At 58.5% G+C, this 15,513-nt stretch carries 11 protein-coding genes and 1 other annotated feature; of the genes, 6 read left to right on the forward strand and 5 right to left on the reverse strand.

The genetic code is table 11. From position 1 onward, the window contains the following. The first annotated feature begins 59 nt into the window (after positions 1-59). A protein-coding gene (locus O1Q03_RS33515) for an IS3 family transposase (protein ID WP_442865862.1) occupies positions 60-1,300 on the forward strand; the annotation gives its coding sequence in 2 pieces (ribosomal slippage) (positions 60-366 and positions 366-1,300; 1,242 coding nt in all). Next, positions 362-478, forward strand: a sequence feature (AL1L pseudoknot). Its footprint overlaps the gene before it by 117 nt. Positions 1,301-1,360: 60 nt before the next feature. On the opposite strand, the gene O1Q03_RS33520 is transcribed toward O1Q03_RS33515, so the two are convergent. Genes O1Q03_RS33520 through O1Q03_RS33540 form a run of 5 tightly spaced genes read right to left on the reverse strand, consistent with a single transcriptional unit; the run spans position 1,361 to position 7,593 of the window. Then, the gene (locus O1Q03_RS33520; protein ID WP_269509095.1) at positions 1,361-3,199 is read right to left on the reverse strand and encodes a TniQ family protein; all 1,839 of its coding nucleotides are present in this window, start codon (positions 3,197-3,199) and stop codon (positions 1,361-1,363) included. Continuing rightward, complete coding sequence (locus tag O1Q03_RS33525; RefSeq protein WP_269509097.1) at positions 3,196-4,185, reverse strand: ATP-binding protein; 990 nt, start codon at positions 4,183-4,185, stop codon at positions 3,196-3,198. Before O1Q03_RS33525 ends, O1Q03_RS33520 begins: the two co-directional genes overlap by 4 nt. Further along, complete coding sequence (locus O1Q03_RS33530) at positions 4,182-6,218, reverse strand: Mu transposase C-terminal domain-containing protein (protein WP_269509099.1); 2,037 nt, start codon at positions 6,216-6,218, stop codon at positions 4,182-4,184. Before O1Q03_RS33530 ends, O1Q03_RS33525 begins: the two co-directional genes overlap by 4 nt. Beyond that, positions 6,215-7,006: a hypothetical protein gene (locus O1Q03_RS33535; RefSeq protein ID WP_269509100.1), complete on the reverse strand. Its 792-nt coding sequence runs from the start codon at positions 7,004-7,006 to the stop codon at positions 6,215-6,217. The genes O1Q03_RS33530 and O1Q03_RS33535 overlap by 4 nt, the downstream gene beginning before the upstream one ends. Continuing rightward, positions 7,003-7,593 (reverse strand): hypothetical protein, encoded by a 591-nt coding sequence (locus O1Q03_RS33540; RefSeq protein WP_269509102.1) that lies wholly within the window; start codon positions 7,591-7,593, stop codon positions 7,003-7,005. Before O1Q03_RS33540 ends, O1Q03_RS33535 begins: the two co-directional genes overlap by 4 nt. 514 nt (positions 7,594-8,107) lie before the next feature. On the opposite strand from O1Q03_RS33540, the gene O1Q03_RS33545 reads away from it, so the two are divergent. The 5 genes from O1Q03_RS33545 (at position 8,108) to brxC (ending at position 15,454) form a co-directional block, all read left to right on the forward strand. Continuing rightward, positions 8,108-10,123 carry a hypothetical protein gene (locus tag O1Q03_RS33545; protein ID WP_269509104.1) on the forward strand — a complete coding sequence of 672 codons (2,016 nt, stop codon included), beginning with the start codon at positions 8,108-8,110 and terminating at the stop codon, positions 10,121-10,123. A gap of 277 nt (positions 10,124-10,400) precedes the next feature. Beyond that, positions 10,401-10,613, forward strand: coding sequence for a hypothetical protein (locus O1Q03_RS33550; RefSeq protein ID WP_124595744.1), 213 nt, complete (start codon positions 10,401-10,403; stop codon positions 10,611-10,613). Further along, complete coding sequence (locus O1Q03_RS33555) at positions 10,606-11,406, forward strand: hypothetical protein (protein ID WP_269509106.1); 801 nt, start codon at positions 10,606-10,608, stop codon at positions 11,404-11,406. Before O1Q03_RS33550 ends, O1Q03_RS33555 begins: the two co-directional genes overlap by 8 nt. Continuing rightward, on the forward strand, positions 11,396-11,959 hold the full coding sequence (locus O1Q03_RS33560; RefSeq protein ID WP_059567307.1) for a BREX protein BrxB domain-containing protein: 564 nt from the start codon (positions 11,396-11,398) through the stop codon (positions 11,957-11,959). Before O1Q03_RS33555 ends, O1Q03_RS33560 begins: the two co-directional genes overlap by 11 nt. Before the next feature lie 33 nt (positions 11,960-11,992). Further along, positions 11,993-15,454 (forward strand): BREX system P-loop protein BrxC, encoded by a 3,462-nt coding sequence (gene brxC, locus O1Q03_RS33565; RefSeq protein WP_269509108.1) that lies wholly within the window; start codon positions 11,993-11,995, stop codon positions 15,452-15,454. Positions 15,455-15,513 lie beyond the last annotated feature (59 nt).

Consider the following 15,513-nt stretch of genomic DNA (forward strand, 5'->3'; position numbering starts at 1 on the left):
TGAACCGCTCCGGGAATGTAGGAGACTTCGGATCTTGGCTGTAATTGGAGATTTGAAGTATGGAAAACGAAAGCAAGGTAAGGAAGCCCACCGGGACGCGATATTCAGATGAGGTGCGGGAGCGGGCGGTGCGGATGGTGTTTGAGCATCAGCACGAGTACGAAACGCAGGGGGCGGCGATCCGCTCGATCGCTTCGAAGATGGGGATGTCGCGCGAGACGCTGCGAAACTGGGTCATCCAGGCTGAGCGCGACCGTGGCCAGCGACCGGGCACGACGACTTCCGAGCTCTCACGGCTCAAGGAACTGGAGCGCGAGAATCGTGAATTGCGCACGGCCAACGAGATCCTGCGCAAGGCCTCCGCGTATTTCGCGCAGGCGGAGCTCGACCGCCGATCGAAACCATGATCGCGTTTATCGACGAGCATCGCGACGTCTACGGTGTCGAGCCGATCTGCCGCCTGCTGCCGATCGCGCCGTCGACGTATTACCGGCACGCCGGGCGGCGCAGCGATCCGGAGCAATGGCCAGAGCGAGCGCGTCGCGATGCTGAACTGAAGGCCCTCATCCGTGCGGTCTGGGACGAGAACTTTGGCGTGTATGGTGTGCGCAAGGTCTGGCGCCAGTTGCTGCGTGATGGTGTGAAGGTCGCGCGCTGCACGGTTGCGCGCCTGATGAAGGCGATGGGCCTCGAAGGTGTGCGGCGCGGGCGCCGGATCAAGACGACGCAGCGCGACGATGCGGTGCCGTGCCCGCTGGACCGGGTCAAACGTCAGTTCCGTGCCGATCAGCCCAACGCGCTGTGGGTTGCGGATTTTACCTATTGCTGGACATGGTCGGGCTTTGTCTACGTGGCCTTCGTCACTGATGTGTTTGCGCGCCGTATCGTCGGTTGGCGCGTGTCGGCATCGATGAAGACTGACTTCGTGCTGGACGCGCTGAACCAGGCGTTACACGATCGCCAGCCGCCGCCCGGCCTCATTCATCATTCCGATCACGGGTCGCAATATCTCAGCATTCGGTACACCGAACGTTTGGTGGATGCTGGCGTGCAACCGTCCGCCGGCAGCGTTGGCGATTCGTACGATAATGCGCTGGCCGAGACAATCAACGGACTGTACAAGGCCGAAGTTGTGCACCGGCGTTCATGGCGTACGCTCCAGGATGTCGAACTCGCCACGCTGGAATGGGTACACTGGTACAACCACCATCGGTTGCTCGGCCCGCTCGGGTACGTGTCGCCGGCGGAGGCGGAGCAAGCTTACAAACGGAATCTGGCGCTATCCGCTCGCGCGGCGTAGCGCCAAACTCGGCGGTCTCCGACAAACCCGGCGCGGTTCATGGCCTCCTGTGCAAAGAAGTTACGCTGCGGGCACGAACAGGTCGTGACCCGCTCTCGCACCGAGCACGGCAAGTCGGCCGAGGTCTGCGATACGAAGCAGCCCGCCTCGCGCGGCACCGTCAGGCAGACGCTGCGCCCCAACCAGTTCAATGCCACGCAGCAACCGCGACAACGCGGACGACTTCGTGCCCATCGCGCGAGCAAGGTCAGCCAGTGGCACGTAGGTTTGCCGGAACGCGAGCAGTTGATTCGGCAACACGACACGACATTGCTGCCCACGAAGCTGAATCGACTCGGATTCGAGCAGGCCTTCGCCAATCCAGTGCGCGATGCTTTCCCATTTCCAGCCGGTGACTTTGGTCAACTGCTGAATGGACATCCCGGATTCGAGTAACGGCGTGCCGAAATATTCAGCGACATCCGAACGTCGGAATGCCATGTCGCCCAACGTTCTGCCATGCGTGACAGCTTTCACGTGACCGCCTGCGATGGCCTGCATCAGCGACTGGATGGCCTGTTTGTCGCCCATCCTCCGGCTCGTCAGGTCCGACCACGTGAGCTTCGCGTCGTCGGTCACAGGGGAAGGCTCCGCGGCCTCGGCCACGCGCAGATACAAATCGAGTACGGACTGGCGTTCGACCTGGCCCGCCTTGAGCAGGTCTTCACGCCAACGCACGTCCGACACGATGACCCTGGCTGCCACCATGTGGGCAAGTACCGACGGAGATACGCCGGCCAGTTCGCACGCATGCGCATCCGAAATCCACTCTGCGCGTCGCCGCTGAATACGAGCCACCTCCGCACGAGGGATTTCGTAAATCTGCCCTCGGGTCCCCAGTCGGCGAGTGCGGAAACTGCACTCCCCGATTTCCATCGACTTGCGCAAACGAGATGAGCTGACGCCGATAGCCCTGGCGGCATCCGGCAACCGGACATAGTCCGTCGCATCTTCGGCAATGGATTTCGTCGCATCCATCCCAAGCACACCGTCGAATTTCTCTGCCGCGACTTCGACGACCACCTGAATGAATGGCTCCAGCGCAGTGCCAACACAAAGCAGGCGCAGGCTGGCGTACCAGGGACCGAGCAGCGAGTTCAACGTTCGGGCATCCTGCTTTCCCGCAGCAATGCGTTGCTCTACATGCTTCTGAAACCCGGTCGGCCAGTCCTGCAAAAACGTCTCCAGAGGCTTGAGGAATTCGATTGCCTCCGCGACGGATTTCGGGAGCGCAGCACCGCGGTGTGCCGCGGGAGCCGTGGGGTCCGAATGCAGGCAAAGTGTTCGAACCAGCCTGGCCAGACTGGCGATGTCGACGTGACGCACACCAGGCGCAACACCACCGGACTGCTCTCCCGAACTGCCAATCAGCGTCGAGAGCCAGTGCTGGGCCGGCGGCGACGCAACTCGCGGAAGCCGGCACAAGTCTGCGCCGCAATCGCACTGGTCGATGTGGTACCGATGCGGCGAAAGATATTCCCCGCATTCATGGCACTGGTCGACCAGGTGGATTCCGTGCTTTGGACAAGCCGTGACGTAGGTATGCTCCCAGCAGTGCCGCAGATAGCGGTCTTCCGACAGGCAGGCTGGGCACACTGCATCAGCCTGAGCGCGATGCAAGCGTCCCCAGCTACGGCACATTGCATCCTGATGGCTGACGAAGTGCGTCCACGCGCTTTCGAGGCCGAGCCGTGAAGCAACGAAATCGGCATGACCGAGCAGGGCGCTGCGATTGCGCTGTACGCCAGCGAGCCCGGCAAGCTCGCGCCAGTTCGACAGAATATTGTCCGTGACGAGCCGGCGATAGTAGCCGAGTCCGGATTCGTCGTCTTTCGGAGCATATGTGACCGCGAGGCTCATTGCACAGCCTCCGGTTGGTTATTGATGATGGGCACAGCCAGGTCGTTGTCGCGCATCACCTGCAAAAATGCCTGGTGCAGTGCGGCGGGAGCGACTGCGTTCTCAACCGTATCTGGACTTTCGAATGCCGGAAAATTGGGAGAACCGGTTGCCGTTATTCCCTTGAGAGCCGCCTGACAATCGGCAAACGTCAGCGTGTGCGGGGCCTCGGCGGCCATCCTGTCGGCGAGTTCTTGCATGAATCGACTCACGATGCCTATCAGCCCCCCGCTCAGCAAATAGCACTGGTACGTCAGCGCGGCGGGTGACAATGCAATGGGGAAACCATGTTCGGCGAAGCGACGGGCGAAAGCGGCAACGCAAGAGTGAAATGCCCCCATGTCGTCGGCGACGCGGGAGTCGTAAGGCAGAAGCAGACGTGTGGCAGATGCGCGCAGACGCAACTGTTCGTTGTTATCGAACAGGATTTTCAGGCGCGGTACCCCAAACAGGAACAGCGTCAGATTGTGTGAGTCGGCCAACGCCTTGAACCAGTCAGCGGCCGCCCGTACCGGGAAGCGCGAACCTTCTTCTACGAGGTGGCTGGCTTCTTCGAAAATAATCACCCGCGTACCGACCAGCCTCAGCTGCTCGAGCATGCGGGTGCGCATGGCTCCGGGAGTGATACTGCGCTGAACAGGGATGCCCAGGGCAGCAACCACGCTCTTCGGTAACTCCAGCGTGGTGGCTGGTGTAGGAACGGGAACAACGAGTACGGGAACCCGACGTCGCCCATCAATCTTCGTTTCACCAAATTCGCGCACCAGCGCGTTGATAAGCATGCTCTTGCCCACTCGCGAAGGACCCATGATTCGCTCGATGCGACTTGCACGGCCGGCCAGTGCATTTTCGATACGCTGCTTGAGTGGCTGCAAATGCTCCAGGAAACGCGGATGTGGAAGCTCGCAAGTCTCGATGGCGACGAGCAATTGTTGTGCGGGCGTCAAATCAGTTCCTCCCCGCTGTTGCGGTTCAACATCGGGAGCGCAGGCATGCTGACAAAAGGCATGGCTTCTGACGGCGATGCGGAAGATGGTGCTGACGATGCAGCTTCCGTCGTGCGTGCTGACGGTGCCGGGCCAGGTGGTGGTGTAGGCCGGCTGGCCGCACGCTTGATAGCCGTCGTTTCCTTGGCGCGCGCACGTGTTTCCTGATTTTGCTGGCGCCTGCCAGGCCTCTTTCTCTTCGGCGCAAGCGAATCAGCAACAACCTGCTGGTGCAGGTCGTGGTCGAACTTCTGGGCTTGTGGGGCAGGCTTGGAACCGGCCTTGTGCTTCTTGAACTTTTCCTTGGCTTCGGAAAACGACCACGCCGAAATGGTGTCGTCGCCGATAGCCAGCAAGTTCTGCAGAGGTATCAGCGGAAACTCATCGCCCTCGTAGACGTAGACCTCTCTGAAGTCATCCGGGTTGTACAGCACATGCACGTGCTGGTTCTCGCCGTATTTGGCAATCAGCCCATCGAGGTTCTCGCCCTTGAAATGAAATCCGTCAATCGTGATGCCGGTTTTGCGACTCAGTCGGCGCTCGTCATGCGTATAGAGCACAGCCAGCCACTCGGAGCGCGACGGCGGAAGAGAAATCGCGTAGTACAGCGACTCGAAATGCTTCCATCGCTCGTAAGGCGTGTCGCCTTCGAGCGTGTCCGAGAGCACGGCGCCCCATTGCAGCCGTTCCAACGGCATATGAATCCACTTCTCGTAGTACCAGCGCACTATCCAGCGTTCCAGTTCCTCAACTGTCTTGAAGTGGTCACCCAGTTTGACCGGGTCGCGCTTTCCATCCTCATTGTCCAGCCGCGTGCTGCCGGCCAGTTTTCCGATGGCTTCCTTGAGTGAACGATTCAGCCGTTCGATAAAGGGCTTTTCCTGCCCAGCGCGGCCCCGGCAGTGTCGAACTTCGATGCCCAGTCTTTCGAGGTTTTCGATGCGAGACGTCTTGTTCTCGGCACCGTTATCGAAAACGATAAGGCCGGGCGTTCCGCATGCATTCATATCGTGGTCGACGCCCAGCTCTTTGAAGCGGTTCAGCTTGAGCGGTGCCGTGTACATTTCAATGCACGCGAGCGTATGGACGTCCGTCGGTGGCCCGACGACCAGGTGCCAGCCTAGCGGATAACTTGAAGAGCAATCGATGGCATGCACCAGCCAGAGGTCGCTCGTAACGCCGTCAGGCGTTTCAACATAGAACGGGAGATGCAGTGCATCCTGCTCGACTCGCTGGAACGGCAACTCGACGACGATACGATTCATCGCAATGGATTTACCCGCGATTGCATCTTCAGGAAGCATACGGTCATGCTCGGGGTCCGCCGAGAGATGGCGCCGGATAGTCTTCTGTACAAACTTGAGACTGATGGGATGAGCGACCTTCGGATAGAGCTCGCCGTACACTCGAAAATTGACTTCGTTCAGGACGTCCTGAGCCGTCCAGCGCGAATGCGGGACGAGATAGTGCCGTTCGGCAACCATGCAAATCAGGTTGACGACTTCGATTGAGTGTCGCGGCGCGCGGTTTCCCTGATTTGCCTTACCTCGCAGCATTGGCAAGCCTGCGAGGTCGCGCTCGTAGTACCGGTACATCGTCGACTGCTTCGGAAACGGACGCGAGAACAGGGTTGCGTTCTTCTGATATTCGTCGTTCGCCAATCGATAGGCGCATAGGAAGCTGACGCCACGCTGCTTCTGGATAGCTTTGATTCGCCCCATGACGTCGCGGACGAAGTGATTTTTCTCATGCAGCCCAGCATCGTCAGGTTGAGCAGCATGGCTGTAGCGCGGCTTGCCGGCGCGCAGCACGGTTACCTTCCCGTGATAAATGTCGTCGCGGATTTCCGCGATTGGAATGTACCGGTCCTGCCGCTCCGTGGAATCGAAAACCTTGATGCATCCGCCGTGTGGATGCGGGTCGAGTACTTCCTTGTAGGCATCGTGATTTCCCGGCGGCGCGAGCCGGTCCCGCAGGTGTAGCGTGGGAATCATGCGGTCACCCCCAGTGCGTTTTCCATTTCTTCGAGGAGATACAGGTGCGAGAGGTCGCCGTACGCGAGGCTGACTTCGAGCGTTGAGCAGATGGTGTGATGCGCGATGTCGGCCGAGATGACGCCGCCGACCAGGAGGACGGGAATCAGGCCAGGCAGGAGATGAACGTCCGCACACAGCGCGCCGACCGATATGGGGCCGCTTTCGCAGCGGAACGTGACGCGTGCAACGAGTTCATCGGTCAGCCAGGCATCGAGCCGGTGAATCGCCTGCTTCAACACACCGGGGTTCATCCGGAGCGGATGCCTGCCATTTTTGGGCACGACAACGCTGCGCAGCGGATAGCCATTGGCCGCCAGAATCGGGCGCGCCCGCGCGATTTTGTCCCAGTAGACGTCGTCGCCTTCATTGCCCTCACCCTTGACCTCAATGGCATGATGCAAGCCATCCGTCCAGTCGACGCTGAAGTCCGGCGTGTAGAACTTTGGGCCAGGAATATCACGATGCTTGTGCCAGGCTTGCCGAACCGCGTCCCGCGTGAAAAGCATGCGCTGCTCAATCAAGTCGACGGTGAACGGCTGCGGCTGGAACGCCTTGACACGCGGGTCGATGATGAGCAGATGCGCAACCAGCCGCTCGTTATTGAGCTCGACCTTGAAGTGCCCGCCGGCCTTCTCGCTGAAGGAGCTGTTGCGCGATTTGCCGTATGTCGGCGCGGTTTCACGAATGCCACTGTTCGCGGAATTCAGGCGGCCGCGGCAGCCGTAGGTGTAGGCAACGCGGCTCATCGCGAACCTCCTGCCGTCAGATGCAACCTGGTCAAGAAAATGCGACGGGCGGTGATGCGCGCAGCCATGCCGGCCAATCGGAGCCGGTCTGGTGTTGTGGAGAGGTGATGGCGGTCGTACACGATGCAGTTCAACAAGTGAGTAACTGCCGTGCTAACGACACGATTTTTGGGAAATTTATCGGCCAAACGGCCGGCGCGACAGACGTTACACGAGCAAAGTCTTGCCCCGTCGAGGGAGAGTCCCGCGAAATTTTTTTTCGCGTTACAGGCTTGTGCGACGAGCGTTACAGGCCCGTAACGCCGACGTGACAAGCGTGTAGTGGAGACGTTACAAACCTTGTTTTTATCCGAATAAAAACAATGGGTTGCATGCCATGTTTCTACATGACAACTGACCGCCAAGGGTGGTTTGCGGCATGAAAACGGGGTGAAATGCGTCGGTTGAGCCAATGGTGCGCGGGTGGCGTTCGCGCGCACGCCTAAGGCCGCGCCTTTGCCCCATATGGTGAGAAATGAATGAGCATATCTCCTCACCATACGCCTCGCGGCGTCCGGCTCTGCTGCACCAAAGGTAACCTGTTCCATCGCCCGCTCCTACGTCGTACCCTCTCATAAATAGGGCTCGACCGAGTAGGCGGGTCGCAAGTGCGTAGACAGGTCAATCGCTAAACAACACGTCGGCATTGCACCGGCGCCCATCTACCGTAGTCAACGCGGGGGGAATTTTCAAGCTCGACAGACAAAGCGTCAGGCTCATCCGACGGTCCTATGGGTTTCCAAATGGCGTCGAGTCGCCCCAGAAAAAGCGCGTGCCTGCTAGTTCCGAGCTTGCACTACCAGCTATGTATCGCTGTCCTCCGGTAGTAGCGGCAGCCGTGTTGGCTACCAACGGTACCTCGCTCGGTCAATTCATGCAGCAGGAATAATTACGCAACCCCTGCGAGAAAATGTCATGAGCTTCTCTGCTGCAAGGTAGACTTGTAAGCCATCGCATTGACCTGCGCTATGCATCGCCGTTGAGAGCTGGTCGAGCCCGACAACACACGCCAATGCGACTCACGCCGAGAAGAATCAGAGGTTTTCGAACACGGGGAAGTCCATGCACGTTGATATAGCGGGACGGGTGGAAAACCTGTCCCTTCCAATTACGCAACCGTACATTCCGGTCTTTGAATGCATCGTCAATTCTCTGGAGTCAATTGACGAGTCACAGCGTAAAAACGGGCGCATTGATGTCTATTTCCACCGAGACGACAGGCAAGGCCGCTTAATCGACAGCGGTGATGACTACCTGGGCGCTATTCGGGATGTCACCATCGTCGACAACGGTGGTGGGTTTTCTGACATCAATGCAAAGGCGTTCTTCGTATCGGATTCGACTCGCAAAGCGGCAAAGGGAAACAAAGGCGTCGGTCGCTTCACTTGGCTCAAGGTATTTGAAAAGGCAACGATTGAGAGCGTGTACGACCAAGGTGACGAGCGTTACCGTCGCAGTTTCGAATTTAGAAAATCCGAGGAGGGTGTTGAGAACGAGCAGCTGGACCTCTGCGAAGTCGGCGAAGTCAAGACGACGGTAAAACTCCTTAACATCCGCGCGGAGTATCAAAAGCATTTCCCGAAGTCGCTCGATACTCTGGCACAGAAAGTCATCGACCATCTCGTCATTTACTTTCTGAGCCCCGGATGCCCGAAGGTATGGATTCACGACGATGAGCATGAGCCAATCAATCTGAACGAATACTTTCGCACTGAGGCGGACACGCGTGCGACGGAGCATGCGTTCACTGTCGGCAAACACGAGTTGAATGCGGTCATTGTTCGCTTCGATTCCAGTCTGAATCGGCGGCACACCGTCTCCTACTGCGCCAATAAGCGCGAGGTCATCTCGTGGGGCGTAGGCACACGTGTTCCCGACTTCAAGACAAGATTCGTCGACGAGGCTGGCAAGTCGTTTGTGTTCAAGACATACGTGTTCGGTCAATACCTCGATTCACGCGTTGACTCTTCTCGTACGCAGTTGGTTCTGTCTGGCGAAGATGAGCTTGAACTCGATGATGAGCTGAGTCGGCCGCAACTGGACACGGCGGTGACAGACGTCGTAAAAAGTGCGGCGGCGCCATACATGTCCACGTTGCGCGAAGAGAAGCGACGAAACATCGAAACGCTGGTCGCCAGCAAGGCCCCGCAATACCGCTTCATGCTTAGCGAACGGTATGGCCAATACATCGACCGTATTTCTCCCAATGTATCCGATGACCAGCTGGACATCGAGCTGTATAAAGTTCAGAAGGATATTGAACTCGCGCACAGGGAGCAGGCACGGCAGATAGAGAGTCTGCCGCTTGACGGTCAACGTAACAACGAAGCGTACAAGCACCTGCGCGAACAATTTCTTCGCGAAGAGAACGAACTCGGCCAAGCCGCTCTGGCCAGATATGTGGTGCATCGGAGAACCATCCTCGAGCTTCTCGACAAGGCGCTTGAAACTCAGGACGACGGACGCTATGTGAAGGAAGAAGCCGTTCACAGCATCATTTTCCCGATGCGGGCAAGCTCCGAAGACGTTGATTTCGACCGGCAGAACCTTTGGGTCATCGACGAACGATTGGCCTACCATTGGTATCTCGGGTCCGACCTACCAATGAGCCGGCTCAAAGCGGTTAATTCGGACGACAGTGATGAACCTGACATCGTCGTCTTCAATTCGGCAAAGGTGTTCGCCGAGACGAAGCGCAGCTTCAACTCCGCCGTAATCGTTGAGTTCAAGCGCCCCGAGCGCAACGAATACCCGGCAACGGAGGAAGACCCTGTCGAGCAGGTGATTCGCTATGCGAGAAAGCTTCGTGATAGCAAAGCCAAAACGGACGAAGGTAGGACCATAGAAGTTGCTGAAACGACACCGTTTTATGCTTACGTTGTGTGTACGTTGACCCCGAGAATACGAGACATAGCACTCACCAGAGATTTCATGGTCACGCCGGACGGCGCCGGGTACTTCAAGTTCCACACGCAGTTGAACTGCTACATCGAAATTCTCTCGTACGACAAGATGCTGGATGATGCCAAGAAACGGAACCGAGCTTTTTTTGAAAAGCTCCAGTTACCAATGCTTTGACGTGGCTTCAGGCTAAATCACCGGACGTTGACTGCACGTCCGGAGTATAAAACGCGCCGTACTGCTATCCACCTTTCCCGGAACTCCATCTTCACAGTTGTCTCTACCTCGCCGCCCAGTTCACGCTGGTCACGACCGCTCAGTCATCAACGCACCCATGCCATTCCGCGAACGCGATTCTGAAGCATGGGACTCGTTGTTGTCTTGCTCTGGTTAAACGCTGTCATCCTGCGGTATGCTAGCGAAACGCAAGCTTTTTACTTACAGGAACTGCGCAATGGCTGTCGCCAAATCAGAAGTGGTCAGTGTCAGGGTGGAGCCGCACATCAAGGTGGCACTGCAGTCCGCAGCTGAGCGCGAAATGCGTAGCCTAGCCAACATGATTGAGGTCATGGTGGTGACCTACTGTCGTTCTCAAGGCCATCCGCTAGATGGGGTTCCAAGCGATACGCTGCCCAACACGATGCCGAAGGAACAGCAAAGTGATTGAGCAGCGCGTAGCCCTACTTGCGAAACTGGGATTTCGATTTGGCACCAATGGTCCGCACGCCGCTCGGACCATGATGTTGGGCGACCTGCGCTTGTTGATGTCGCATACCTCGCCGCAAGCCACGCGCTCGGATTACGCCGCGGCTGTGGTGGATGCCAATGTGTTGGGCAAGCCCACTCGCAAGGCGCGCGAGCTCGCATTCCGGCATCTGGCGGCGCTGTATGCGCTGGACGCCAGTAACCCAATTTTTCGGGCGATGCGTCGTCTATGGCCGCTGAACGACGATGCACAGCCGCTGCTGGCCCTCGCAGTCGCGTTAGCACGCGACCCGTTGCTACGAGCCACCCAGACATTCCTTTTGGCGCAGTCCCCAGGCGGAGTGGTCGGACGCGAGGCTGTCGAGAGTCTCATTGATGCTAAAGACCCTTGCCACTTCAGTCCAGAATCACTGAAGGCCTTTGCGCAGCGCATTGGCGGAACCTGGACCGCAGCGGGCTACCTGCAGGGCAAGGCTAGGAAGATACGCGTCGTGCCGAAATTCCATCCAGAATCCGTCGCGCTGCTGCTGTTTTTGGGTTATCTCGAAGGACGTACAGGCCAGCGGCTCTTCTCATCCGAGTGGACGGCCTTGTTCGGGGCAGCGCAGGATGAACTGGAAGCGCTCGTCAGCGCAGCATCTCATCGAGGGCTGCTCGTTTTCATGAACGCAGGCGGCGTGAAGGAAGTGCGCTTCCCGGGTTACCTCACCCCCGAAGAAGAACAGGTTCGCCAGGAGGTTTCGCATGTCATCTAAGGTTGCCAAGCTGGTGTCCGCCTACCGCCAACACCTGACCGTGCCCTGGCAGGCAGGGCTCGCGGCCATCCAGCGCGTCATCTTCGCCGTCTACGATAAGGCAGACGAACTGCGCCTGCGCGCCAACGTCGGCGAATTTGAACTTGCGTCTCAGCAAGCAGGTAAGCAGTGGTTATTGCTGGATGTGACGAATGCCTTTCCGGAATGGATGGCGGCGCAGGAATATCGCGATGCTTACTTCGAAGCCCCCGAAGACTTAGCCGGCTATCAGGCTGGCGAACTCACCGAATTCGTGGCCGACCTCAACGCCAAGCTGAAAGGCCGCATTAGCAGCGAAGCCGGCCCAGATACTGTCGTGGCATTGCTGGGAGTTGGCACGCTTTTCGGTTTGGCGCGAGTTTCATCAGTGGTTGAAGGCATCAAGGAAGCCGTTGAGGGACGGCTTTTGGTGTTCTTCCCTGGTGAGTACCACCCCGAAAACCACACGTATCGCCTACTGGATGCTCGCGATGGCTGGAATTACCTCGCGGTACCGTTGCTCGCTCAAGACTGATACCTGATACCCAGAACAAGATTAAGGACCGCCATGCTGAACCGGGAAATTTACAATAAGCCTCCGAAGGAAAATCGCCTCGTTAATAACGGTGTTGCGGAAGTTTCTGAAGACCATTCAGACGCTGCTCAGGCCATCCTGCGCTACGAACTGGAGACCTTCGTCTGCGACGGTCAGTATGAGAAGGGTCTTGAGACCATCCTCGATAAATTTCTGCTCAATCTTGATGCTGGTACCGAACAGCCGGGCGTCTGGATTTCAGGTTTTTATGGTAGCGGTAAATCGCATCTCGCTAAGATGCTGCGCACGCTCTGGACCGACTACCAGTTCGCTGATGGCGCTACTGCTCGCAGTCTCGCCAGTTTGCCCACCGGCGTGTTCGACCAACTAAAAGAGCTTAGTACACGAGGAAAGCGCTACGGCAGCTTGCACGCTGCAGCCGGCAAGCTCGGCGCCGGAGCTGGCGACAAAGTACGACTGGCTCTGCTTGGCGTCGTATTCAAATCCAAGGGGCTACCCGAGCAATACAACCAAGCTCAGCTTGTTTTGTGGATGCAGCGCGAGGGCGTATTGCCGACCGTCGAGGCAGAACTCCAGGCGGCGGGTCGCTCGCTGGCTCAGGAGCTGCCACACATGTACGTGTCCGGCCACCTGGCCAGGGCACTGCTCAAAGCCCGGCCTGACCTCGCGCACACCGAAGCCGATGCCCGCAAGCTTCTCAAGGAACAGTTCCCTCAGGTCACTGACGTTACCAGCGAGCAGATGACCGCCGCGATTGCCGACGCGCTGTCTGTCGAGGGCAAGTTCCCGCTGACGCTGGTTGTTCTGGACGAGGTGCAGCAATACATCGGCACCGACGCCGAAAAGGCTTTCCAGGTCCAGGAGGTTACCGAAACCCTGTCCAAGCACTTCAACGGCAAGCTTCTCTTCGTCGGTACTGGTCAGTCTGCCCTCTCCAGCATGCCCAATCTACAGCGGTTGATGGGCCGTTTCCCGGTGCAGGTGATGCTCGGCGACTGGGACGTCGAGAACGTCACCCGCCAAATCATTCTGGCCAAGAAGCCGACCGCCCAGCCGGAGGTGGAGAACGTCTGGCGTGCCAACCTTGGTGAAATTTCGCGGCACCTGCGCGGCACGAAGCTCGAGTACGTCACTGACGACGAGGACGTCATGACCTCCGACTACCCGCTGCTGCCGGTGCGTCGCCGCTTTTGGGAACGTGTTCTCCGAACCATCGACACGACCGGTACGGTGTCGCAACTGCGCAGTCAATTGCGAGTGGTGCACGAGGCGGTGCTCGCATCTGCCGATGCGCCTCTGGGTCACGTGGTCTCCGGCGACTTCCTCTACGACCAGATTGCCGCGAACCTGGTTTCTACCGCTCAGTTGCCCAAGGAGGTGTTCGAGAACGTTCAGCGCTTCGCCATTGGCGATGCCGACAGCCAGCTCAAAGCGAGGCTGCTCAAGCTCGTCTATCTCATCAACAAGCTCCCCGCTGACGCAGCTTTGGACATCGGCCTCAAGGCAACCGAAGACGCACTGGCCGACCTTCTCGTAACCGACCTCGCAGCCGGTTCCGCAGAGTTGCGCAAGAAATTGCCCGCTCTGCTGGACGAACTCCAGAACAAGGACCGTCTTGTCATGGCACTGGTGGGCAGCAGTGGCACCGAATACCGGCTGCAGACCCGGGAATCCAGCGCCTGGTATGACGAGTTTCGTGCCCAGGAGGCTGAACTGAAAGCAGCGCCGCAGCGCGTAGAGCAAAAGCGTTCAACGTTATTGAAGGAGCGTTTTGGTGAGGTGCTAAAGAAGGTGCGCGTTGTGCAGGGTAAAGACAACGTTGAGCGTCGCCTCACGCCCACCTATGACGACACGCTGCCCAAGGACCATGCCCAGAACCTCTATCTGTGGATACAGGATGGCTGGCAAGCCGAGGAGAAGTCTGTCATCGCTGAGGCACGGGCAAAGTCGGCAGACAACCCTACATTGTTCGCGTTCCTGCACGCGCAGCACAAAACCGAACTCGCAAACGGCATTGTGGCGCTGGAAGCTGCGCGCACGACGCTGCAGAAGAAGGGCAGTCCCGCTACCGAAGAGGGGCGCGACGCGCAACGCTCAATGGAGAGCCGTCAACGTACCGCGGAGAGGGAGCTAAGTGAGCTGCTGGACCAGCTCTTCGGCGGAGTGCGCGTGTTCCAGGCCGGTGGCCAGGAAGCGCAGGACGGCAACGAGCTTGCCGACCGCATCAACCGCGCAGCCAAAGCTTCCGCAATTCGCCTGTACAGCCAGTTCGATGCGGCAGACCACGACCAGTGGAGCAAGGTGTTGGACGAGGCTCGCAAAGGTAATCTGGAAGCACTGAAGGCCGTGGGACACAGTCAGGAAGCTGACAAGCACCCGGTCTGCCAGAAGCTGCTTGCCTACATTGGCCCCGGCAAGAAGGGGGCCGAGATTCGCGATAACTTTGATGCGCCACCGTATGGCTGGCCGCGTGATGCCATTGACGGCGCCCTGTACGCATTACTGGCCGCTGGTCATCTCAAGGCGACAGATGCATCGTCCAAGGCTGTCGATGCGAAAAGCCTTGACCGTGCCAAGCTGACTCAAACGACTTTCCAGCGCGAAAGCGTCAACATCACGCCGCCGCAACTCATCAAGATTCGGTCGTTGTTCAGTACGGTGGGCGTGCCATGCCAGCCGAAGGAAGAGTTGGCTAAGGTGCCCACGCTACTGGCCAAGCTCCGAGAGCAGGCTGCCAAGGCAGGCGGCTCCGCGCCCGCGCCGCAGGTGCCTAAGCCAGCGTTTATCGAAACCATCGAAGGCCAATCGGGCAATGCGCAACTGCTAGCCCTCTTTGAGGGTTTTGACGAAATCGTAGGTCTGTCCAAGTCTTGGGTTCAAACAGCAGACGCTATTACCAAGCGCCTGCCTGTCTGGCACCAGCTAACCGAACTGTTGCGCCACGCCAAAAGCCTCGGCCCCTATGCGGAGCTGAAGGCTGAAACGGATGCAATCGAGGCACAGCGCAGCTTGCTGGCCGAGCCCGACCCGGTGCGGCCGCTACTCGATAAGGTTGTTGACCTGCTGCGCCAGGCGCTGGGGGCAAAGCTCAATGTGTTTGAACATGTTTTCTCGCAACAGCAGGCGCAATTGCAGGCCGACGCCGATTGGGCAAAGCTCACCGATGCACAACGCAGCGAGTTGACACAGGCCCACCATCTCAACGCGCCGACTACGATTGCTCTGGGCACGCCCGACCAGTTGCAGGATGCGCTCGACGAATGTGACCTTGACCATTGGGTGACCAGAACGCAGGCGCTGACGAGCCGCTTTGAGGCCGCTCGCCAAGCTGCGGTGCAATTGCTCAAGCCTAACGTGGTGCACGTGACTATTCCACGTCGAACCTTGAATGACGAGGCTGAACTGAAGACTTGGTTGGCCGAGGTCGAGGCTCTGTTGGCAGAAAAACTCAAGCAAGGGCCCGTGGCGCTCTGACATATAACCCAGGGGGCGGGTACCTAATTATTTGAATACCCGCGCCTCGTCGCAGAAAA

The sequence above is a fragment of the Burkholderia sp. IMCC1007 genome, from assembly GCF_027257875.1.
Taxonomy (GTDB): Bacteria; Pseudomonadota; Gammaproteobacteria; order Burkholderiales; family Burkholderiaceae; genus Burkholderia.

What these genes read in the sequence shown, in the direction of transcription:
- O1Q03_RS33520 (WP_269509095.1), bottom strand. Translation starts at nt 3,199, where the DNA reads ATGAGCCTCGCGGTCACATATGCTCCGAAAGACGACGAATCCGGACTC.
- O1Q03_RS33530 (WP_269509099.1), bottom strand. Translation starts at nt 6,218, where the DNA reads ATGATTCCCACGCTACACCTGCGGGACCGGCTCGCGCCGCCGGGAAAT.
- O1Q03_RS33535 (WP_269509100.1), bottom strand. Translation starts at nt 7,006, where the DNA reads ATGAGCCGCGTTGCCTACACCTACGGCTGCCGCGGCCGCCTGAATTCC.
- O1Q03_RS33540 (WP_269509102.1), bottom strand. Translation starts at nt 7,593, where the DNA reads ATGGAACAGGTTACCTTTGGTGCAGCAGAGCCGGACGCCGCGAGGCGT.
- O1Q03_RS33545 (WP_269509104.1), top strand. Translation starts at nt 8,108, where the DNA reads ATGCACGTTGATATAGCGGGACGGGTGGAAAACCTGTCCCTTCCAATT.
- O1Q03_RS33550 (WP_124595744.1), top strand. Translation starts at nt 10,401, where the DNA reads ATGGCTGTCGCCAAATCAGAAGTGGTCAGTGTCAGGGTGGAGCCGCAC.
- O1Q03_RS33560 (WP_059567307.1), top strand. Translation starts at nt 11,396, where the DNA reads ATGTCATCTAAGGTTGCCAAGCTGGTGTCCGCCTACCGCCAACACCTG.
- brxC (WP_269509108.1), top strand. Translation starts at nt 11,993, where the DNA reads ATGCTGAACCGGGAAATTTACAATAAGCCTCCGAAGGAAAATCGCCTC.